Annotated in this window: 25 protein-coding genes; 6 read left to right on the plus strand and 19 right to left on the minus strand. The window is 64.7% G+C overall.

The window, feature by feature from the left end:
- Positions 1–24: 24 nt before the first annotated feature.
- The 12 genes from CH306_RS05350 to CH306_RS05405 form a co-directional block, all read right to left on the minus strand.
- Positions 25–717 carry an SDR family NAD(P)-dependent oxidoreductase gene (locus CH306_RS05350; protein ID WP_094645902.1) on the minus strand — a complete coding sequence of 231 codons (693 nt, stop codon included), beginning with the start codon at positions 715–717 and terminating at the stop codon, positions 25–27.
- Positions 710–1,126: an SRPBCC family protein gene (locus CH306_RS05355; protein WP_094630222.1), complete on the minus strand. Its 417-nt coding sequence runs from the start codon at positions 1,124–1,126 to the stop codon at positions 710–712. Before CH306_RS05355 ends, CH306_RS05350 begins: the two co-directional genes overlap by 8 nt.
- Positions 1,127–1,155: 29 nt before the next feature.
- A complete protein-coding gene (locus CH306_RS05360) occupies positions 1,156–1,797 on the minus strand; it encodes an NADPH-dependent F420 reductase (RefSeq protein ID WP_179272999.1) in 642 nt (213 codons plus the stop codon).
- Complete coding sequence (locus tag CH306_RS05365; RefSeq protein ID WP_094645904.1) at positions 1,794–2,555, minus strand: ABC transporter ATP-binding protein; 762 nt, start codon at positions 2,553–2,555, stop codon at positions 1,794–1,796. Before CH306_RS05365 ends, CH306_RS05360 begins: the two co-directional genes overlap by 4 nt.
- On the minus strand, positions 2,552–3,322 hold the full coding sequence (locus CH306_RS05370) for an ABC transporter ATP-binding protein (RefSeq protein WP_094645905.1): 771 nt from the start codon (positions 3,320–3,322) through the stop codon (positions 2,552–2,554). Before CH306_RS05370 ends, CH306_RS05365 begins: the two co-directional genes overlap by 4 nt.
- Positions 3,319–4,548 (minus strand): branched-chain amino acid ABC transporter permease, encoded by a 1,230-nt coding sequence (locus CH306_RS05375; protein WP_094645906.1) that lies wholly within the window; start codon positions 4,546–4,548, stop codon positions 3,319–3,321. Before CH306_RS05375 ends, CH306_RS05370 begins: the two co-directional genes overlap by 4 nt.
- Before the next feature lie 26 nt (positions 4,549–4,574).
- On the minus strand, positions 4,575–5,300 hold the full coding sequence (locus tag CH306_RS05380; RefSeq protein WP_094645907.1) for a branched-chain amino acid ABC transporter permease: 726 nt from the start codon (positions 5,298–5,300) through the stop codon (positions 4,575–4,577).
- Between the two features lie 38 nt (positions 5,301–5,338).
- Positions 5,339–6,583: an acyl-CoA dehydrogenase family protein gene (locus CH306_RS05385; RefSeq protein WP_094645908.1), complete on the minus strand. Its 1,245-nt coding sequence runs from the start codon at positions 6,581–6,583 to the stop codon at positions 5,339–5,341.
- A gap of 47 nt (positions 6,584–6,630) precedes the next feature.
- A complete protein-coding gene (locus CH306_RS05390; RefSeq protein WP_094645909.1) occupies positions 6,631–7,962 on the minus strand; it encodes an ABC transporter substrate-binding protein in 1,332 nt (443 codons plus the stop codon).
- Positions 7,963–8,140: 178 nt separating this feature from the next.
- Positions 8,141–8,908, minus strand: a complete 768-nt coding sequence (locus tag CH306_RS05395) for a dienelactone hydrolase family protein (protein WP_256981043.1) — start codon at positions 8,906–8,908, stop codon at positions 8,141–8,143.
- A gap of 33 nt (positions 8,909–8,941) precedes the next feature.
- On the minus strand, positions 8,942–9,397 hold the full coding sequence (locus CH306_RS05400; RefSeq protein ID WP_068055139.1) for a VOC family protein: 456 nt from the start codon (positions 9,395–9,397) through the stop codon (positions 8,942–8,944).
- 46 nt (positions 9,398–9,443) lie between these two features.
- Positions 9,444–11,081 (minus strand): FAD-dependent monooxygenase, encoded by a 1,638-nt coding sequence (locus CH306_RS05405; RefSeq protein WP_094645912.1) that lies wholly within the window; start codon positions 11,079–11,081, stop codon positions 9,444–9,446.
- A 376-nt stretch (positions 11,082–11,457) separates the two neighbouring features.
- Between CH306_RS05405 and CH306_RS05410 the strand changes: the two genes are divergently transcribed.
- Both CH306_RS05410 and yczR read left to right on the plus strand, forming a co-directional pair.
- Positions 11,458–12,414, plus strand: coding sequence for a formylglycine-generating enzyme family protein (locus tag CH306_RS05410; protein ID WP_256981044.1), 957 nt, complete (start codon positions 11,458–11,460; stop codon positions 12,412–12,414).
- A gap of 201 nt (positions 12,415–12,615) precedes the next feature.
- Positions 12,616–14,079 (plus strand): MocR-like transcription factor YczR, encoded by a 1,464-nt coding sequence (gene yczR, locus CH306_RS05415; RefSeq protein WP_094645914.1) that lies wholly within the window; start codon positions 12,616–12,618, stop codon positions 14,077–14,079.
- Positions 14,080–14,214: 135 nt separating this feature from the next.
- On the opposite strand, the gene CH306_RS05420 is transcribed toward yczR, so the two are convergent.
- Both CH306_RS05420 and CH306_RS05425 read right to left on the minus strand, forming a co-directional pair.
- On the minus strand, positions 14,215–14,664 hold the full coding sequence (locus CH306_RS05420) for a YdeI/OmpD-associated family protein (protein ID WP_094645915.1): 450 nt from the start codon (positions 14,662–14,664) through the stop codon (positions 14,215–14,217).
- Positions 14,665–14,691: 27 nt separating this feature from the next.
- Positions 14,692–15,159 (minus strand): SRPBCC family protein, encoded by a 468-nt coding sequence (locus CH306_RS05425; protein ID WP_094645916.1) that lies wholly within the window; start codon positions 15,157–15,159, stop codon positions 14,692–14,694.
- A gap of 99 nt (positions 15,160–15,258) precedes the next feature.
- Between CH306_RS05425 and CH306_RS05430 the strand changes: the two genes are divergently transcribed.
- The gene (locus CH306_RS05430) at positions 15,259–15,867 is read left to right on the plus strand and encodes a ClpP family protease (RefSeq protein WP_032396141.1); all 609 of its coding nucleotides are present in this window, start codon (positions 15,259–15,261) and stop codon (positions 15,865–15,867) included.
- Complete coding sequence (locus CH306_RS05435) at positions 15,864–16,490, plus strand: ClpP family protease (RefSeq protein WP_094645917.1); 627 nt, start codon at positions 15,864–15,866, stop codon at positions 16,488–16,490. The genes CH306_RS05430 and CH306_RS05435 overlap by 4 nt, the downstream gene beginning before the upstream one ends.
- Here the strand turns inward: CH306_RS05435 and CH306_RS05440 are convergent.
- Genes CH306_RS05440 through CH306_RS05455 form a run of 4 tightly spaced genes read right to left on the minus strand, consistent with a single transcriptional unit; the run spans position 16,448 to position 18,836 of the window.
- On the minus strand, positions 16,448–16,750 hold the full coding sequence (locus tag CH306_RS05440) for a helix-turn-helix domain-containing protein (RefSeq protein WP_032396143.1): 303 nt from the start codon (positions 16,748–16,750) through the stop codon (positions 16,448–16,450). The two genes, CH306_RS05435 and CH306_RS05440, sit on opposite strands and share 43 nt — an antisense overlap.
- A gap of 45 nt (positions 16,751–16,795) precedes the next feature.
- Positions 16,796–17,257, minus strand: coding sequence for a protein-tyrosine phosphatase family protein (locus CH306_RS05445; RefSeq protein WP_094645975.1), 462 nt, complete (start codon positions 17,255–17,257; stop codon positions 16,796–16,798).
- Positions 17,254–17,982: a class I SAM-dependent methyltransferase gene (locus CH306_RS05450; protein ID WP_306437703.1), complete on the minus strand. Its 729-nt coding sequence runs from the start codon at positions 17,980–17,982 to the stop codon at positions 17,254–17,256. Before CH306_RS05450 ends, CH306_RS05445 begins: the two co-directional genes overlap by 4 nt.
- Before the next feature lie 5 nt (positions 17,983–17,987).
- Complete coding sequence (locus tag CH306_RS05455; RefSeq protein ID WP_094645918.1) at positions 17,988–18,836, minus strand: alpha/beta fold hydrolase; 849 nt, start codon at positions 18,834–18,836, stop codon at positions 17,988–17,990.
- A gap of 55 nt (positions 18,837–18,891) precedes the next feature.
- Between CH306_RS05455 and CH306_RS05460 the strand changes: the two genes are divergently transcribed.
- The gene (locus tag CH306_RS05460) at positions 18,892–19,263 is read left to right on the plus strand and encodes a MerR family transcriptional regulator (RefSeq protein WP_094645919.1); all 372 of its coding nucleotides are present in this window, start codon (positions 18,892–18,894) and stop codon (positions 19,261–19,263) included.
- 63 nt (positions 19,264–19,326) lie between these two features.
- Positions 19,327–20,235, plus strand: coding sequence for a phosphotransferase family protein (locus CH306_RS05465; RefSeq protein WP_218829661.1), 909 nt, complete (start codon positions 19,327–19,329; stop codon positions 20,233–20,235).
- Here the strand turns inward: CH306_RS05465 and CH306_RS05470 are convergent.
- Entirely contained in the window at positions 20,229–20,639 is a 411-nt protein-coding gene (locus CH306_RS05470) for an SRPBCC family protein (RefSeq protein ID WP_256981045.1), read from the minus strand. The two genes, CH306_RS05465 and CH306_RS05470, sit on opposite strands and share 7 nt — an antisense overlap.
- Positions 20,640–20,715: the final 76 nt, after the last annotated feature.

Genomic DNA, 20,715 nt, shown 5'->3' on the forward strand with positions numbered 1-20,715 from the left:
CGGCCCGCACGGCCGAATTCGAGGTCACAGCAGCACCAGCCCACCGTCGGGACACAGCGTCTGACCGGTGATGGCCTGACTCTCCGGCTGCACCAGGAACGCGACGACGTTGGCCACGTCGTCGGGGACCAGTGGACGCGAGAGTGCCTGCCGGCGTAGTACGTCGTCCTTGACGTGCTGTTCCATACCGCCGACCGGCGGTGGCGTCAGGCCCGGTGCCACGCAGTTCACCGTGATGCCCGACGCGCCGAGGGAGCGTGCCAACGAGCGTGACGCACCGATGAGCGCGCCCTTGCTGGTGATGTACGGCAGCATGTCCGACACCGGCGGTGGGTTGAAGAAGGTGTCGGACACGAGGAACACCACGCGTCCGAATCCTCGCTCGCTCATGCCCGGTTCGAGTTCCTGGAGCAGCCACAGCGGCGCTTCGACATTGACGGCCATGACGTTGCGCAGCACCGCGGCATCGAGATCGGCGAGAGTCGCGCGCTGGAACGAGACCCCGGCGTGGACGAGGACGTCGACGCGGCCGTGTTCGGCGAGCACTGCCCGTGCGGCTGCGCGCACGGCGTGTTCGTCGGACAGGTCGACCGCCGGATCACCGTGTAGGTCGAGTGCCACCACGTGGTGGCCGGAGGCGCGGAGCTGGTCGACGACAGCCGACCCGATGAATCCCGCTCCTCCGGTCACCAGTGCGACGGGGGCGTCGTCAGCCACCGAATTTGCTGTTCAGGCCGTCGAGAGCGCCGTCGATGTCCGCTCCGATACCGACGCGGGCACCGTCCTGCATCTCCTCGGGCACGTCGGCCTCGATGGCGTATTCCACCTCGGAACCGTCGCCTGCTTCACGCACGGTGAAGGTGGCGGCGAGGTGCTGCATCGGTCCGGGCTGGCCCGGCACCAACTCGTAGGTGAGCGATCGGGCGGCGTCGTCCTGAGCCGCGATGCGGTCGAAGACCGAGTCGCCGCGGGAGAAGTCGACCTTGCGGCTACCGTCGGCCTGCATCTCCACGGCGTCGATGTGCGGCTGCCAGGAGGCGTAGCCGCCGAAGTCGCTGACGAAAGACCAGACCTCGTCGGCCTTGGCGGTGAGGGTGGTCGTCTTGCTCAACTGAACGATGGTCATGGTGTTCTCCTCGAATTGTGTTGGTAGGTCTAGCTCTTGGCTGCAGCGAGCTTGGCCTCGGCGGCCGGGACGCTGAGCATCTCCATGTCGCCAGGCAGCGCACCGCCCATCCCTTGGAGCGCTCCGCCGGTGTGCAGATCGCCCGTGTCGATGGCGACTCCGCCGATGGTCGCGAGAAGATCCGTCACCAGCTTCTTCGCGTCGTCGTCGTCGCCTGCCATGTAGACCGCGTGCTGGGGATCAGCGCCGGCCGACAAAGTGGTCGCCATGATGTGGATGGGAGTGACGTTGAGCGCCTTGACCACTCGCGCGCCCGGTACGTACTCGGCGACCATCTCGCTCGAGATCCGGCCGCCGATGTCGATGACGCCCTGCGGTCCGGGGGCGGTCCGGTTGTTCGTCGTGTCGACGACGATCTTGCCGTCCCAGTTCTCGACGACCGAGACGGCCGCGGCGGTCTTGCCCCACGGGGTGGCGAGGAAGACGAGGTCGGTGCTGTCGACTGCCTCCTGCACCGTTCCCGCGGAGCAGTGTCCGTTGAACTCGTCGACGATGTCCGCCAACGATTCCGGGCCGCGCGAGTTGCTGAGGATGACGTCGTGTCCGGCCCGGGTGAACAGTCCGGCCAATGCCTGACCCATCCGTCCAGCTCCGATGATTCCTATTTTCATTTCTCTCCTTCTGTGGTGGTTGTTGTCGCCAGGTCCGCTTCGCTTGCGTCCCATTGGTCCCCGCCCAGGTAGCTGGCTCGGACCAGCCCCTTGTCCTGCAGCAGTACCTGGGCGTCGTGTCCGGCCGAGATGTCGCCGTGGGCCATCAGGTAGGCCCGGTCCGAGATTCCGAGGGCGAGCTCCACGTGCTGCTCGACGAGCAGAACGCCGCAACCGGTGTCGTCGGCGAACCGGCGGATCACCGGCAGCAGTGCCTGCACGATGACCGGCGCGAGCCCGAGGCTGAGTTCGTCGAGCAGCAGCAGCGCCGGTTTGCGGGCGAGCGCCCGACCCACGGCCAACATCTGTTGCTCGCCTCCCGAGAGAACTCCGGCGAGCCGGTTGCTCAGTTTCGTCAACGCCGGGAAGTAGTCGAAGGCGAGGTCTGCGTCGAGAGTCTCACCGCGCCTGCGCAATTTGAAGTGTTCGGCGACGGTCAGGCCGAAGAACAGTCCTCGATCTTCGGGCACGTGCGCGATGCCGCGGCGCGCCCGGTTGGTCGGTGACAGTGCCGCGAGGTTCTCACCCAGCAGGCTCACTCCGCCCTCGAACGAACGCACCAGCCCCGAGACTGCCTTGAGAGTGGTGGTCTTGCCCGCACCGTTGGGCCCGAGCAGAGCCACGACCTCGCCCGTCCCGACCTCGATGCCGATGTCTCGGACCACCACCGATCGCTGATAACCGGCCGACAGATGATCGACGCTCAGAACCGCGCTCATGTCAGATCCTTTCCGGCCGCGGCGACGTCGTGACCGAGATAGGCCGAGATGACGCGGGGGTCGGATCGCACGACATGTGGGAGTCCCTGCGCTATCACCTGACCGAACTCGAGTACGACGACGTAGTCGCAGGTGCCGAACACGAACGAGATGTCGTGGTCGATCAGCAACATCGGTGTTCCGTGGTCACCCAGGCTGCGCAATTGCTTTCCGAGAAAGGAGCTTTCGGTCGTGTCCAGGCCGGCGGCAGGCTCGTCGAGGCACAGAATGGCAGGCTTCGACGCTAGGGCCCTGGCGATTCCGACGAGTTTGCGTTGCCCCTCGGAGAGTTCGGTGGGCAGCGCCCGGGCCAGGTGGCCGATTCCGACATCGTCGAGAGTCTTTGTTGCGCCGGCGATATCGTCGACGCCGAGGCCGAACATGCCGGCGATCGTCGACTTCACGGTGGGATGGCGTGAGGCCACGGCGAGGTTCTCCGCCACCGTCAGGTCGTCGAACAGTTCGACGGCCTGCCAGGTGCGGCACAGCCCCTCCCGCACTCGTGCATGGGGTCGCAGACCGCTGACGTCGCGGCCACCGATCTCGATGGACCCACCGGCCGGGACGAATCCGGTGATGGCGTCGACGAAGGTGGTCTTGCCTGCACCGTTGGGTCCGATCAGGCCGACGATCTGGCCGGGGCGTACCTGCAGGTCGACGCCGCGCAACGCGTGCACGCCGCCGAACCGTACTTCGATGTTGTGTGCTTCGAGAACGTTGGTCGTCATGTTCGTACGCTCTTCATCCGTGGCAGTTCCGGCACGAGGGTGTCGATGCCGGTCATCTTGCGTTCCTTCTTGATCGACCTCGACACGAGCAGGCCGTCCGGGAAGAACCGCAGTTGGAGCAGCAGACCTCCGCCGATGAGCAGCTGTACGTACAGGGAGATGTGGTCTGCGGGGAGAACGTATTTCTGCAGGATCAGCGGTATCACCGAGCCGATCGCTCCGAAGCCCGCCAGTACGGCTCCCTGCGGCAGCGTCACGCCGAGTACGTAGACACTCGCCACCAGAGTCAGAGCGACGGAGATCCCGTAGCTGTTCGCCGAGACGGTGCCGAACTGGTAGGCGTACATGACTCCCGCCACTCCGGCCAGTGCCGAGGTGATGCCGAAGGCGACGATCTTGACCGTTCTCACGTTGACTCCGGCTGCGGCTGCGGCACGTTCGTTGGAGCGGATGGCCAACATCTGACGACCGAGGTCGCTGTTGCGCAGGTAGACCACGCCCATGTACGCGAGGGTGGCGACCACCAGCGCGACGAGTCCGAACATCGGGCTCGGTAGTGCGCCGTCCAGTCCGCGAAGACCGGAGTCGGGTCCGAAGTTGATTCCGAACAGCGTGGGCGAGGCCACGGGTGCCCCGGTCTGTCCTCCACCCCACTCGGAGTTGGCGAACACGAATTGTTCGATGGCCACGGCCGCGGCGAGGGTCACCACCACCAGGGTCACTCCGCGCACTCTCAGAGCCGCGGCTCCGATCCCCACGCCCAGTGCCGTCGCCGCGAGAACGGCGATGATCGGGGCGGCCGGGAAGCCGAGCCCGAATTCGGTGCCCAGCCGCGACACTGCGAACGCGGCGAATCCGGCGAGCGCGAGTTGCACCACCGACAGCTGCCCGACGTATCCCATGATGACGATGAACGACAGGCACAGGACGGTCGCGACCAAGCCGGTGGTGATGGCCTGGCGTAGGTCCGCGGGGAGGACGAGCAGTGCGATCGCTCCGACGACGAAGACCGGGCCGACGCGGCGCAGCAGGTGCTCTTGACGGGGTACCGCCGGGAGCGAGCGTCCGACGAATTCGCCGCGCTGCGGCAGTGTCGAACCCTTCCACCACAGTGCGATGACGATCAGCAGGAACTCTGCGAGCTGCTGCAACCCGGGTGGGGTGATTCCGTCCTGCGTCGGGAACCAGGCCATGGTCGAGGCGTAGGAGAGCAGCGACTCGGCCATGCCAATGAGAAGCCCTGCTGCGCAGGCTATTCCGATCGAACTGAACCCCGCGAACAAGGCGGCGGCCAGGGCCGGGATCCAAGCAGCGGCAGCGTCGAGGCGCTGACTCCGACAATGGAGGCGGCCAGGATGCCGACGAAGCCGGCCGTGACGTAGGCGAGTACGGAGTTGGCCAGCGAGATCGACGACGGCGACAACCCGGCCAGCACGGCCGAACGCTCGCTCTCCGACGCCGCGCGGGTCGCGATACCGAAGCGGGTGAAGCGGTAGAGCGCCGCCAGTGCCGTCGAGATCACGACGACCACTGCGGCCAGAATCAGCTGTGCCACCGGCACTGTCACGCCGCCGACTCTGACGACCGAGTCGGTCAGTACCGCCGGGCTGTTGAGCGGAGCAGTACCGAACACGAGCTGGACCACCGCCTGCAGTAGCAGCAGTACCCCGATGGACGCGACGAGTTTGGCGAGCGGCGAGGCGGATCTGAGTGGTTTGACGGCTGCGAACTCGACCATGACGGCAAGCAGAGCCATCGCCAGCAGCGTCACGACGATCGCTGCGGGAGTGGTCAATGCGGGGGCGAAGAACCCGGTGCGCAGGGACCAGAAGAGGTAGCCGGCGACCATCACCACGGCACCGGCCGCGATGTTGATCGTTCCGCTACCGCGCCAGCTGAGTACGACGCCGACCGCGATCATCGCGATCAGTGCGCCGGTACCCAACCCGAGCAGAGCGAACAGGAAGACGGTATCCATGCGCTACGCCCGCCCGAGTCGAATCGTGGGCCCGGCCATCACGCGAGCGGTGCCGGCGAGAGGTCGAAGTGCTCCTGGGCGAACATCTGCGCGAAGGTCTCCCACTGCAGGCCCACATTGGTTCGCGCCGTGGACATATCGCGGTAGTAGCGCTGCATGCGTGAGCCGTTTCGGCCGCCTTCGCTGGTTCCCGAGGTACGGAACAGCAGTTCGACGGCTTCCCAGGCGAGGTTGACGGCGTGGTGGGTGCTGGCGTTGATGTTCATCAGGTCCTCGGGCTCGAACTCGCCGCCGTCCTGTACCGACGACGCGCACAGCTCGGAGTAGTGCTGGCTCATCTTCACCAGGATGTCCTCGGCCGCACGGATCTTGCCGGCCGCGACGCCCCAGTAGCGCTGGAAATCCGGGGACGTGAAGCGCGGAAGTGGGTTGGGGCCCATGGTCTTCTTGGTCCGCAGGATGCGCTCGTACTCGTCGAGCGCGGCCCAGGCGCAGCCCACGAGTACCGAGGTGATCTCGAGTTGCAGGTAGCCCATGGGATGGCCTGCGTACATCGGATTGCCGTGCAGTTCGTAGCCGGGGGTCTTCAGTCCGCCGCGGAACTGCAACAGGCTGCCGCGCACGACGTTCTCCTCCGGCACCGCGGTGCCGGTGACGGTGATGCTGTTCGAGCCGCTGCCGCGCATACCGAACGCGCGCTCTTTCCAATCGTCCTGCAGGATCCAGCCGTTGCGCGGAACGAGAGCCAATCCCTGGCCGGTCTTCTCGCCACCCTCGATGAGCCGCACCGCGAGAATCGCGTGGGTCGAGTAGGGCGATCCCGAGCAGTAGTCCCAGGTTCCGTCGACGCTCCAGCGACCGTCGTCCTGCAGCGTCGCGGTGCCCATCGGAACTCCGCGCATCGGGGCTGCGAAGTCCCCGCCGGGTCCGATCGCCTCGGCTTGTGCCTTCTCGTCGAACAATCCACCGATCTGTAGTCCGTGACCGGAGGCCAGGCACAGGCACCAGCCCGAACCCGGGCAGCCGCGGGCGATTTCGATGATCATTCTGACGAACGAGGTGACGTCGTACTCGAGGCCACCGAATCGCTGCGGGAGCAGCGTGCGGTAGAAGCCGGCCTCCTTGAACAACTCGTGCGTCTCGGGCGAGTAGGTGCCGCGAGCGTCGGTCGAATCCTGTTCTGCGAGCAGATGATCACGGAACGATCGTGCGCGTTCGATGAGTTCTTCCGGACTCGACTCGGAGCTGGAATGTTCGACGGTGTGGTTGGCTACAGCGGTCATGATGGTCTTCTTTCTCGAGAGTGTGGGGGCTGTCGGAGATCGAGGTGTCAGGTGCCCGATGGTTCGAGCCAGTCGGTGAGCGCGGTGTAGGAGCCGTTTCCGGTGTATTCGAAGACTCGGGTCTGGGCCCCGCACAGGCCCGGCTCGGCGGTGTTCGCGCCGCAGGCGACGGTGGCGCTACCGAGCAGCAGTGGGCCGGTGAAGGACTTCGCCTGTTCGGCGATCGCCGGCGCGGTGGCCTCGGAACCTCCTGCGGCATTGAGGAATCGGGCCGCGGTGGCCACCAGACCCCAGGCGAGGGCGGCGTCGGGAGTGGCCTGGGACGTCTCGGACAGTCCGGCGGTCGTGGAGGCCCCGATGTACGACTGGACGTCAGGCTGGCTCATGTCGGCGACGTTGGTCTGGGTGGAGATCTGCTGCCACTTCGGTGCGTCACCGCCGAGCCCCTGCGCCACCTGGTCGGTGAAGCAGAAGGAGCCGGCTCCGATGATCGGTGCCGTCACGGCCAGCGTGTCGAGGGCCTTGGCTGCGGCCACGCACGTCGGCGGGGTCGAGACGAGCGGCACGATGGCGTCGGCGTCCGATGCCCCCGAGGCCACTGCTGCCGCGGTGAGGTTGGTGGTCGATGGGTCGAAGCCGACGGCCTTGACCTCGATTCCGACGGAGTCGAGTGCAGTCTGCAGAACCTTTGCACCGTCGGCACTTTGAGCGTTCTGCGGGTAGATCAGTGCGACGGACTTCGCGCCGACGACGGTGTCCAGGTAGGTCGTCAGTCCACGGAAGATCGACGACGGGTTGCCGTTGTAGATGAAGACGTTGTCGCTCTGAGCGTCGGTGGAGCTGATGGAGTTCGCCATCAGGATCGGCTTCTGCCCCTTGTTCACCGCCAGGAACGATTGGTTGCCGGTGATCGTCGAGCCGAACAGCACGGTCCGAACTTCCGGATCGTTGACCAGTTGCAGGCCGCAACTGTTGCCGTCCTGCTCGTTCTCGACGACGAAGCACGTCTCGAGCTTCAGCGGATGCCCGTCGATCCCGCCGAGGTTCTCGTTCACGTACTTCACGGCGGCCTCGGCACCGTCGGTCGCGGCCGGGAATCCGAGGGCACCGCCCTGCTGATTGACCCATCCGATGGTGACGGGTTCGAGGCTCTGATCGGCTGCGCCTGCGGTTCCTCCGGTGTACTCGACCAGGTCGGTGACAGCCGAGGTGTTGGTCTGATCCGTGGCCACCGACGTCGAGCCGCCGGTGGCGGTGCCGGTCGGTGATGCCGCTTCGGCGGCGCAGCCGGCGAGTACGACCGACATGGTTGCCGCGACGACCAACAACTTCGCGGACTTCGACCCGGCCCTGGTGGGACGGGAGGGAGTGAGAGACATTGGGGTTCTTCCTTCGAGAGCGCGTGCGGGGTGCTCACGCGGTCTCGTGGACTACTCGCGTGGCCTTCATGGAATGCGATTCCGAGGTACGGAATCGAGACTAGCCATGTGAGGGCCATCACACAACCCTGAATTCCTTCGGGTTTTCTGTGCGTTTCGACCCTCGCCTGAAAGTTGATCAGGATGCGTCGGATTGCAGATGCACGTCGAAGAAGGCGAACACCTTCTTCCAGCCGTCCACCGCCTGTGCCTGCTGGTAATGCGGATGGTCGGTGGCGAAGAACCCATGTCCCGCACCGTCGTAACGATGGAACTCGAATTCTTTGCCGAGCCTGGTCAGCTCACGCTCGATGTCGTCGACCTGCTTCGGATCCGGATTGGTGTCGTCGTTGCCGAAGATCCCCAACAACGGAGCCGACATGTCCGGGGCGCGGTGAATGACCCCCCGCGACGGGGCGTTCGGCTTCGTCGGATCGGGAGCCTGCGGCACGATGCTTCCGCCCCAGCAGTCGACGGCGGCGTCCAACGCCGGTACGTCGCAGGCCGCGAGGAAGGCCTGCCGTCCGCCGGAGCAGAATCCGATCACCCCGGCCTTGCCGTTGGAGCCGGGCTGCGATTTCACGTAGTCGGTGGCCCCGGCGATGTCGCCCATCACCTGGTCGTTGGGCATGGCTTTTCCCAATCCCTCGGCCCGGGCCGCCGCAGCGACCTCGGCCCAGTGACCGGGACCGCGGCGGTGATAGAGATTCGGCGCGAGCGCCGCGTATCCACACTCGGCGAACCGTCGGACCACCTCTTTGCACCAGAAGTCGAGCCCGGGTGCGTGGTGCAGCACGACGACGCTGCCCACCGGCTCGGCAGCGGTCGGTCGAGCCGAATAGCCCTCGATGCGGTCGCCGTTGTGGCCGGTGAATGCCACCACCTCGGCGATCATTCCTTCTTTCAACGCTCTTCTCCTCCGCGGTCCCGGCCGGGTTTCCTACGCCGCGACCATCTCGTCGAGGCGGCTGCGCAACTCCTCCTCGGACAGCGAGAGATCGATGGGCTCGCTGAACGGCTGCGGCCACTCGATTCCGGTGTGCCAGTACACCTCCACTCGGTTTCCCTCCGGATCACGGAAGTAGCAACCGAGCGCATTGCCGTGATTGCTGATGTGGTCGATGTCGTACTTGCGCTCCACGATCTGGGCATAGAACGCACGCAGGTCGGCCAACGAATCGACGACGAACGAGAGCTGCTGCGGATCGGTGTGGCGCTCGAGGTTCTTCGCGAGCAGGATCTCGTGATGCTCCTCCGACGGCCGCGAACTGAGAAAGACGCGGCGTTCGTCGCGGTCGGTGACGGTCATTCCGAGGAAGGTCGAGTAGAACTCCATCATGATCTCGGGGTCGGCGACGAACAGTCCGACGTGGCCTAAACGGGTGACTTTGGGCATGAGAGTGGGCCTTTCGTTGTTGGGAGTTGCGGTTGGGTGTGGCTGTTCAGGCGAAGGACACCGATCCGGTGACGACATCGAGCAGATGATCGAGATCGTCAGGTAGTGCGTCGCCGCGCCACGCGACGTGGTGATCCGAGCGGATCAATGTTGCGTTCGCGGAATACAATTCACCCAGATCGGTGAGGTCAGGGTCCTCGACGGTGAGGATCTGCAGTGGCACGTTGCGTTCTGCAGCTGCGTCGGTGAGTGCATCGTGGTCGACGTCGCCGAGCACGAGGAGCGTGAAGCCGTTCCCCAGGTGGTCGTACAGCGACGAGCCGTCCGCGAGCCAATGATGCGGTGCGCGATTGCCGGGGTACGAGGACGGTACGTAGTCCTCGAAAGACGTTGCAGGCTGGTCGGTTCCGTCGCGGTAGATGATGGGCGACGACGAGTAGCGGTAGCCGAGCTGGCCGCCCATCCTCTTGAATTGACGGGCCTTCTGAATCGCGATGTCCTCGGCCACCTGGGCGCGGATCGCTTCGCCGACGGGGCCGTCGTCCTCGATGCCGTCGCGCACCAGTTCGCGCGAACCCACGGCCTGATTGCTCTCGCAACCGGCGAGGATGAAGCGCGCCGCTTCTCCGCGTTCGATGCTGTAGCTCGGGAGCATCAGGGGGCCGCCCCAACCGTCGAGCAGCGCGGCGAGTTTCCAACCCAGGTCGGCGGCATCACCGATACCGATGTTCATGCCGAATCCGCCCATCGGCGAGACCATGTGGGCCGAGTCGCCGGCCAGCAGTACGCGGCCGAAGTCGAAGCGCGGCGCCTGGATCGAGTGGGTGATGAAGGTGCCGCCCGCGAGCGGCTCGACCTCGAACTCTTCACCGATCGCCCGAAAGAGCATGCTGCGGCACGCTTCCCAGTCGTCGCCGTCGACGTCCTCGGGTACGGGCGAGCAGAAGTAGGCCCAGTGATCGGTGCCCGACTGCGGAACCAGACTGTCGCCGGCGCGGTCCTCGTTGTAGAACAGCAGCATCGAGGCCATCGGTGTGGCCTTCCACAGCTCGGCCAGTGCCGGAGCCTTGATGTGCCACAGGAAGCTGCGTGCGAGGTTGGGATGACCTTCCATTCGCACGTTGAGGCCGTCACGACGGAGTCGGCTGCGACTGCCCTCGGAGACCACCATGTACTGCGCCAGCAGCGTCTGTTCGCCGTCCGGGGTGGTAACGGTGACGGTCACCCCGTGGTCGTTCTGCTCGAATCTCTTCACTTCGTTCTCGAAGCGCAGATCGATGAGAGGAAGGGACTTCACGCGGTCCCGCAGCGTCTTCTCGATCGCCTCGTTCGGGGCCCATTCCGCGACCTCGGACGCGATGGGCAGACGCTCCGACCATTCGTATGCGCGGGGAAACCTCAAGACCTCGTGACCGGTCAGGCGGGTCACGAAGGCCACGTCACGGTAGACCATAGGGCTCACAGGATCGTTGTCGCGCAACGCATCTGCGATGCCCCAGCGTCGGAAGTGCTCCATGGAGCGAACGTTGGTCATGTTGGCGCGTGCGACGATCCGTTCCTCCTCCGAACGCTTCTCGAACAGCACGCTCGGGATACCGCGAAGGGCGAGATCGATGGCCAACGCCATCCCCACCGGCCCCGCACCCGAGATCGCGACGGGTACTTCGTTGGAACGAGATGCCACTGTCCACTCCTCTGAATTCCATGAACGATTCCATCTGATGGAATGTGTTTCCAAGATAACAGCGGGTTCGAGAAGTGGCAAGCATCACGTTTCGCTACTGACGGGTACCGCGACCGCGACCTGGGCTTCGGTGGCGCGATCCGGATCTCGTCGTCGCGGTCCGGACCCGGCGAATGCGCGCGCACTTGCCATAGGTGAGCGGATCGGCACCCATCGGTGAGACGAGTTCGCGCGCGTTCAGCGAATGCGCGCGCGTTTGCGCCGGTGCGGGTACGCGGGCACGGCAAAGAAACGGTCACGGGCAGAGGTCGAGCACAGTCGACTCAATTCCGGCACAGCACAATGGGATTCCTCGGCAATGTGTACGATCGCCGCCATGAGCGCCCCACCTTTCCCTCGAATGCAGTGGGTGCCCGGCGGCCCGTTTCGGATGGGGTCGGACTGGGTCGACTATCCCGAGGAAGCACCCGTTCACGAGGTGAGTGTCGACGGGTTCTGGGCAGACGAGACTCCGGTGACCATCACCCAGTTCAGACGGTTCGTCAAAGCCACCGGGTATGTGACGGTGGCGGAGCGGCCGATGGATCCGGCGGACTACCCGAATGCCGATCCAACGCGTCTGGTCCCGAGTTCGCTGGTGTTCACCCCGACGCAGGGCCCGGTGGATCTGACGAATTGGCAGGGTTGGTGGCGGCTCATCCCGGGGGCGAACTGGGCACATCCGGAGGGCCCGGGGTCCGGTGTCGACGGTCGCGAACTGCATCCGGTCACCCATGTGAGCTGGGAGGACGTGAACGCCTACGCCCAGTGGGCAGGCAAGGAACTACCCACCGAGGCCGAGTGGGAACGCGCGGCTCGTGGCGGGTTGAACGGCGCGACCTACGCTTGGGGAGACCAACTGGCGCCGATGGGTACGCAGTTGGCCAACTACTGGATCGGAGAATTTCCGTGGCAGAACCTCAAACCGGTCGCCGACCGTAGGACAACGGCCGTGCGGTCGTATCCACCCAATGGCTACGGCCTGTACGACGTCACCGGGAACGTCTGGGAGTGGACGTCGGACTTCTACCGCACCGATCACCGCGAGACCGCCACCCATGCCTGCTGCGGACCTGCGGTCGATCCGCGCGTCACGTCGGCCGCGGGCAGCCACGATCCGAACGATCCCGCCGGCACCGTCTCGCGTCGGGTCATCAAGGGCGGTTCCCACCTGTGTGCCGAAAACTATTGCCGCCGTTACCGTCCCGCATCGCGGCAGGCACAACCCATCGACTCGGGGATGTCCCACATCGGGTTTCGCTGCATCGTCAGAGGCTCTGCACCGACTCGCTGAGCCAGAACGCGCGGTCAGTCGGACCGAACACGACTCCGCGGTGGTCCGGCAGGCCCGCATCGCCCACCCTCGCGTAGCGCGACCACGGTCCACCCTGCGCCCACCATGGACAGGACCAATACAGCTCCAATTGCGATCATGAACAAACAATGGACTGCTTTCGGCCGAAAATGTGCAGTCCAGTGTGCAAGAGTGGCATGCATGGACTCGTACGATGCGACCGCGATCTCGGCCCCGGAATTGGCCGCACGGATCGACCCATCGACGTTGCGCAACCGATCCGGTGGTCCCCTCTACCTCGAGATCGCCGACGAGTTGCGTCGGCTCATCGAGAGCGGTGAGGTATCGGCTCAGACGCGGCTGCCTGCCGAGCGCGCGCTGTCGATCAGTTTGGACGTCAGTCGGGTGACGGTTGCGTCGGCCTATCGTCATCTTCGGGAGAGCGGCTGGATCAGCGCCCAGCGAGGCTCGGGTACCTATGTTTCCCCGACGGGTTCGCTACCGTCCTGGGGATCGCTGGCCGGCGACCGGGAGACTACCAATTTGGAGTTCGTCAACGCGTCCCCCTCGGCCTCGCCTCTGTTGTCCGATGCGTACGGCGTTGCGGCAGAGAGGATTCGAGACCGTTTTTCCCTGGGTGGCTACGCTCCGTCCGGTTTGTTCGAGCTCCGCGAAGCCATTGCCGCGTACTACCGAGGGCGTGGAGTACCGACCACGGCCGACAACGTTCTCGTCACCTCCGGTGCCACCGACGCCATCCACGCGGTGTTGGCCACGTTCACCGAGCCCGGTGCCCGCGTGCTGGTGGAGCATCCGACGTACCCGGGTGTCGTCGAACTCGTTCATTCACTGGGCGGTCGCTGCATCCCGGTGCCCATCGACCCGGACGACACCGACGAATTCGTGACATCGGCAGATCGAGCCACTCGACAGAGCGCTCCCACGCTGGCGTATTTCATGCCCGACTTCTCCAATCCGTCGGGCGCGCGGCTGCCCCTCAGGACCCGGCGGCAACTGTCGGCCACCATGCATCGCCATGCCGTACTGACCATCGTCGACGAGGTAGCAGCGGACCTGTCCCTCGACGGGTCGCCCGACATCGAACCTTTCGGTGCGGCAACCCCGGATATTGCGACGGTGACGATCGGGTCGACGAGCAAGACGGTGTGGGGAGGGCTGCGAGTCGGCTGGGTTCGAGCCGAGGCAGGTCTATTGTCGAGAATCGCCGCAACCTATGCGCGACGCCAACTTTCGGTGTCCGTCATCGATCAGCTGGCTGCTACGGAGTTGCTCGGTCGATACGACGAGGTGCGTCGGGTGCGCGCGGAGGCGTCGAGAGTTGCTCGTGACCACACCGTCGGGTTGATGCGTCATCAACTGCCGGACTGGCACTTTCGAGTGCCGAACGGAGGCCTGGCATTGTGGTGTTCCCTACCCGACGGCATTCGATCCAGTTCCCTCGTCGCCGAAGCCCATTCGCACGGATTGCTGCTGGCGCCGGGGCTGCGATTCGGAACGGGGTATGCCTTCGACGACCATCAGCGCATACCGTTCACGCGGTCGCTTCCCGACATCAGCTCGGCCGTGGAGATCCTCGCCGGCCTCAGCTCCGCGGGTACGCCTGCACCGACCATCGCGTCGAGCAGACCCGCAGCGGTGGTGTGAGCCCCGACGTCGATCGCAAACGCGCGCGCGTGCGCGAGACGCTCGCGAATCGGTCACCTGTTCGCCAGCTGAATCGCGCGCACCTGACAAATGCGCGCGCGTTTGCGGCCTCGACAGCAGCAGGCAGCCCGTGACTCAGGGCCGAAGGGACTCGACGATGGCCGCGATACGCCGCTCACGGGTGTCGTCACGTTTCGCGTCGGCGACGGATCTTGCGTGTTCTTTTCGCGTCGACGGTGACAGCGCATCGAACGCTGCTCGGACAGCGGGATCCGCATCCAGCGCTTGCGCCAACGCCTGCGGTAGCTCGACGACCCGCGGCTGGTCGTCCAACTCGATGATCACGTCGACGGTGTCACCGGCCTCGACGCCGAGTGTGGCGCGAACGCTCTTGTTGAGCCCGAGCAGATTCTCGCCACCCATCCGGCCGATGCGACCGCGCACAGTTTGCCCACCGATCGTGAACCGAACCGGCGGAGTCTTGGTGGAACCGAGGGACGCGACCTGCTCGTCACTGAGCACGATCGCTGCCGCGGGGCCCCGTGATTCGAGGACCGTCGACACCCGCAGAACCGTTGCTGCCATGCGGACAGGCTATCCGTCGATGGCCAGTCAGGCCCCGGCTTCCACGATTCGCTTGATTGCCGCCAGGGTCCGAGGGATACCGTCCAGTGCCGACTGGCTACGAGTGTCGATTTCCTGCTGCGCGTCGTCGCCGAACTTGCGGTGGAAGTGGGCGATGCCGCCGGGCAGGAAGTTCCAGTTCTCGGTCAGGCGTGTGCCACCGTCCACCGATTCGAGGGTGTAGCCCCAGCGGACGAAGTTGTCACCCACCACCCACGCGAATTCACGACCGGCTTCGGCTGCGGCCACTGTCGACACGGTCTCCCACGTGCGTCCCGGCACCACGTTGCGGCCGGTGAAGGTCGATCCGACGCCACCGCCGTCGGCTTCGTTCCACCAGCACTCCTGGCAGATCGGGCTCCATTCTCCTGTTCGGGTGATGTCGGAGACGACGGCGTACACGTCGTCGACCGGCGCAGCGACGACAATGGATTCGGAGAACTCGAGTGCAGTCATCTCACCATTGTCCCTCCACGTACAACGAAGCTGTGAGCAGAGTCGCTGCCCACAGCAGAAGCACTGGAGTGCAACCGGATTCGGACGCAGACTCGAATCATGAGCGAATCACCTCGAATGTTCCCGCCCGAACTCCGCAATCAACTTCTCCGCCATCGGGTTCTCGTGCTCGACGGTGCCCTCGACGACGACAACGGCACCGTCCTCACCACTCACCTGCTGACGTTGGCGGCCGAGAATCCCTCCGCCGACATCGCCCTGTGGATTCACTCACCGGGAGGGTCGGTTCCCGCGATGCTCGCCATCCGCGACGTGATGCACCTCGTACCCTGCGACGTGTCGACGCTGGCACTCGGATTGGCCTGCAGCGCTGGTCAGTTCTTACTGTCGTCAGGCACGCGCGGTAAGCGGTATGCCCTGCCGCATTCTCGAATACTGATGCATCAGGGGTCCGCCGGCATCGGTGGGTCGGCCGTCGAAGTCGAGGTTCAGGCCAACGATCTGCGGCATACCCGAGATACGGTGCTCGGCCTCATCGCCGACGACACCGGGCAAACACGCGAGCAGATCTTCGACGACTCTTTGCACGATCGCTGGTTCACCGCCGAGGCTGCCCGCGAGTACGGGTTCGTCGACGCAATCGTCGACTCGTTCGATCAGGTCATGCCTGCGCGACGGGTGTCGTTCGGAATGGAGTTGGCACGATGAGCACGTACACGATTCCCAATGTCATCACGCGAGATTCGCGCGGCGAACGCGTCGTCGACGTCTATTCGCACCTGCTCAGTGAGCGCATCGTCTATCTCGGTACCGGAATAGACGCCGGTGTGGCGAATGCGATGATCGCACAGCTGCTCCACTTGGAGGCCGACTCCCCCGATCAAGAAATCTCGATGTACATCAACTGCGAGGGCGGTGACACGGCTGCCATGCTCGCCGTCTACGACACGATGCAATTCATCGGATCGCCCGTTGCCACAACATGTGTGGGCCAAGCGGTGGCGGCAGGGGCGGTACTGCTCGCGGCGGGAGCACCAGGGCGCCGCTCGGCGTTGACCCACAGCCGGGTGGTGCTGCATCAGCCTGCGGCGCAGGGCCGAGGGACCATCCCCGATCTGATTCTGGCTGCCGACGAGGTGGTTCGAGTACGGGCGGAGATGGAAGCGATTCTCGCGAAGCACACAGGACGCGACGTCGAGAAACTCCGCCACGACACCGACCGTGATCTGGTGTTGACGGCACCGGCTGCGCGTGACTACGGCGTCGTCGACCAGGTACTGGAGGGTCGTCAGGCCGCCATCAACGTCGCGTCGCCTCGGGACAGGTCGTGATGCGCCAGGCCTGAGATCTCCGCCATGGACGTGCCCAGTGCACCGACGACGGCCGCAAGAATCTCGCTCGACGGATCCTTGCGGCCGCGTTCGAGCTCCGACAAGTACTGCGGCGCAATGCCTGCCCGGGCAGCGGTATCGGCCAGAGTGTCACCGCGAGCGTGTCTGCGCTCGCGTAGCCTTCGACCGACTACTTCGCGCCACAACGGTTCCACTGCGCGTGCTGCTCGACGCTCATCGATTCGTATCACCTCGCCCATGATCGGAGCCTAGGCCTCGATTCCACGACGGGTCGGCGATTCTGCTCAGAGCAGAGAACCCGGTTTCACGAACGTCTTCGCAAAGCGCTTCTGCCAGGGCGTTTCCATGGTCCGAGGCGAGTACCGTCGCCGAACGTAGTCGATGGCCGTGTCGCCGGGCAGACCGTCGAGCGCGACGAGACACGCCAATGCAGTGCCAGTTCGTCCGACACCGCCGGTGCATGCAATCTCGACTCTCTCGGTTGCGCAGCGTCGCAGCACTTCTCGAAGCACGGCCTCGAGTTCTTTCGAGTCGGACGGGAGCCAGAAGTCGGGCCAACGAACCCAGCGACTGTCCCAGTCGAACCCGCCGGGATCCTTGCCCTGCAAGTAGACCCCGAAATCCGGTGAAGGTCCGTCAGGCATCGGGTCACGCAAGGCGCGTCCACGAACCACGCTGCCCGACGGCAACTGCAGCACGCCCGGGCTGTGTGCGTCCCACATCCGGCGCTCAGGGTCGAAAGTCATCTGCGTGAACCCGGCTTCGTCCACTCGATTGTGTGTCGAAAACCTATGCGGTGTCGCATCATCGCACCCGGTAGCCACTTGTCGACCATGTCCTCGATCTCGTCGAAACTCACCACGGGGTCCTTGACCGGGAACGGTGCCGGCGGTGCCGTAACCGGGCTGGGCCACGGGCGGTGCAGAAATCCGATGAGCGGATTGGTGACGATGGAGACCGAATCCCACAGCAGATCTCGTGCGCTTCGCGGCGGCGCAAGCCCGACGACGAGCACGCGACCGTGCGGGGCGACAATTCGCTCGACATGACGCAACGCGTCGTCCATGTCGAGGTGATGCAGGACGGCGACCATGGTCACGAGATCGATCGAATCGTCTGCCCAGGAGTCGAGTTGGCGATCAGTGATCGACACATTGTTCAGATCGGCAGAGGTGACCTCTGCGATTCGGCGCATCTCCGAATCGGAGTCCACCCCGGTGACCTGATCGAAGTGTGGGGCCAATGCACGCACGAGACCGCCTCGCCCACAGCCCATGTCGACTGCTCGGATACGCCGGTCCGGCAGATTCGCCAGAATCCAGCTGTGAAAGTAGTCGTTGTGACTCCATGGGTGTCGCTCGTTCAGCTCGCGAACCCACTGGGCCCCTCTGCCTCCGATAAGGGACGTTCCTCTTCGTCTCAGCACCACGAGTTCAGTATCCGTCAGGCGCGGCGATACGGCATCGCCCACTCAGGTCAACGCAACCACGCGTCCAGGGCCTGTTGGACGAGTGCTGGAGCTTCGAGCGGACTCAGATGCCCCACACCCGGGAGGGTGATCACAGGCGATCTACCCGGCACCAACTGTCGCAATCGATATGCCTGTTCGACGGGAATCCAGGGGTCCTGTCGGCCCCATCCGATGGAGGTGTCGCAGCGGACTCGGGGAAGCGCGTCGACGATCGGTCGCGTGTCCTCGGGCCGCAGTTCGGCGATCTGTCGGTAGAAGGCAGGCTGTCCCTCGTCGGATATCCAGGGTTCGGTCAACATCGCGACGATGTTTGGGTCCAGCCGATGATGCGCTGCTCCGGCAATGTATTCGGAGACCAACGCAGTGTGCAGGGACGCCGGCAACGCAGCGAAGACCTCACTGTTGTCCGCCACGAGCCTGAAGAATTCGGACCCCCACGGGTCCAGGGTCACCACGTCCCACAAGAACAAACTGCCGTAGTCGCATCCGTGTATCAGGTGGGCTCCCAGAGCGACAGCACCGCCGATATCGTGCGCGACGACAAAGGGCTGCTCCAACTTCCAGTGGTCGAACAACATCGCGAGCCGCGACATCTGCGTGGCCAGGTCGGTCCGCACCTGAGGTCCCTGCGCGGAGCGGCCGTATCCGGGCATGTCCCACAGGTAGACCCGATGACCGACGCCGAGGTGGCGAGCGGCCTGCGCCCAAACCTGCGCCGACCAGGGAGTTCCATGGCAGAACACGACGTCAGTGGATGGTGCGTCCGACTCGGGGGTCAGCTCGTAGGTTGCGACCCGATCGCCGCCCACGGACACGAAGATGGGCTCCGGTAGATCGTATCGTTCGGGCCTCATGGCGATGACCTTAAAACTTCAGGTGGACCTGAAGTCAACGTGAGAATATCGGCGGGTGAAGATCGGAGAGGTTGCGCGGCAGCTCGACGTTCCCACCCATGTCCTGAGACATTGGGACGACGTCGGAGTCGTTGTGCCCGAGCGCCTACCGTCGGGCCACCGCGACTACAGCGAGGAGCATGTACGACGACTGCAGGTGTTGCGAGCCTGTCAAGGCGTAGGCATCAGCTTGGCCGACATTCGCCTGATACTTCACCGAGGCGAGCCCGAACGAACGTCGGTCATCGAAGAACATCTGACGCGAATACGACGGCAACAAGCCCAACTCGATCATGCCGAGCGCTTCCTCGAGCACGTCGTCTCGTGCACACACGATCTGCTCACCCGATGCACGCAGTGCAGCGACTACTCGACCGTCTCGAAGTGAGATGGTGTCACCGTGAGCGGAACCGAATCATTATCGACTGTAGGTCCGCTCGCTCGTGCGTGGGTGAATCGAACTCTCGACGCCGGCGAACGAATCATCGATGTCGAGCCAATGTCCGGCGGTATCACCGCAGAGATGCGGAAGCTGACCATCTGGACCACCGCTGGATTCAGCCGGAACCTCGTGTTGCGCACCTATACAGAACCAGCCAGTTTGCAGCACGCACAGGACTCGTTGGAGCGAGAAAGCGCGGCTCTGACAATGCTTTCGGGGTCGGTCGTGCAGGCTCCCGAACTGTTGGCAGTCGATGCCACTGCTGCTCATTGTGAGTACCCGTCGCTCCTCATGACCCATCTGCCGGGATCGACGGTTCTCTCCGAGGCGGGCGTGGCCGAGCGGGTTCCGCTCCTCGCTCGGCAACTCGTCGCCATTCATGCAGTGAATACCGATCCCAGACCCCGCGAGTACCAGACGATGACCACTGCAGACACCGTCGTGGTGCCCGCCCGAGCCGACGCGGAAGTATGGGCCGCCGCGATCGACGTACTACGCGGGCCTGTACCGACATACGACGGACGAGTTCTGCATCGCGACTACCAACCCGGCAATGTTCTGTTCGACGCATCGCAGGACGCCACGCCTCGAATCACCGGGGTCGTCGACTGGGCGGGGGCATCGTGGGGGCCGACGGACCTCGACGTGGCGCACTGCTCGACCAATCTCGCTCTACTGCACGGGCCGCAGTGGGGAGCGCGGTTTGCCTCTGCCTATGAAGAGTCCGGTGGCGTACTCTCCGAAAACACACGAGCGCGCCAGTATTGGCGCGTGCGCGATGCACTGGCCTGCTCAGAAGAGGGGCAGTTGTGGTCCGCCCCGTGGCGCGAAGCGGGCCGCGTCGACTTGACGCCGCGACTCGTGGAAGATCGATTGGACGCGTACATCTCGATGCTGATGGACGCGCGTGGTCACTGATCTTCCAACACCTGCGCGAGTCGCTTCAGGTCCTCGGCGACCGTTGCGAGATCGCGCTCGAATTCTTCGTCGCTGAGTTCGATTTGACGCACCGTGAACAATATTTCCGCGCCGTTCGGATGACTCAGTACTCGAACGGGATTGTTCACCACGGTCCCCGACGGCAACGTGACGTCATGGTCGAGGACGCCGAGGTCGTTGTGCGGCACGAAGCGTACTGTCACCTGCCCCATCGGCGATTCGGCGATCAGTCGATCGCCGTCGATGGTCACTGGAGTGTTCGCCAGTCCTGTCGCCCATGTGGGTAGATTCGCGGGATTCGCCGCGAACTCGTACACCTCGTCGCGTGTACGCCCTATCACTCGGCTCACATGCCGGCTTGCCACCACAGGTTCTCGGTTCATAGCAGCGACCCTACGACGACGGGCCGCGGCGTTTCGGCGAAAATCAGACCTGTTTCGACGTCGCGGGTGTACGAAC

The sequence above is a fragment of the Rhodococcus sp. 15-725-2-2b genome (genome assembly GCF_002259075.1).
In the GTDB taxonomy this organism is placed as follows: Bacteria; Actinomycetota; Actinomycetes; order Mycobacteriales; family Mycobacteriaceae; genus Rhodococcoides.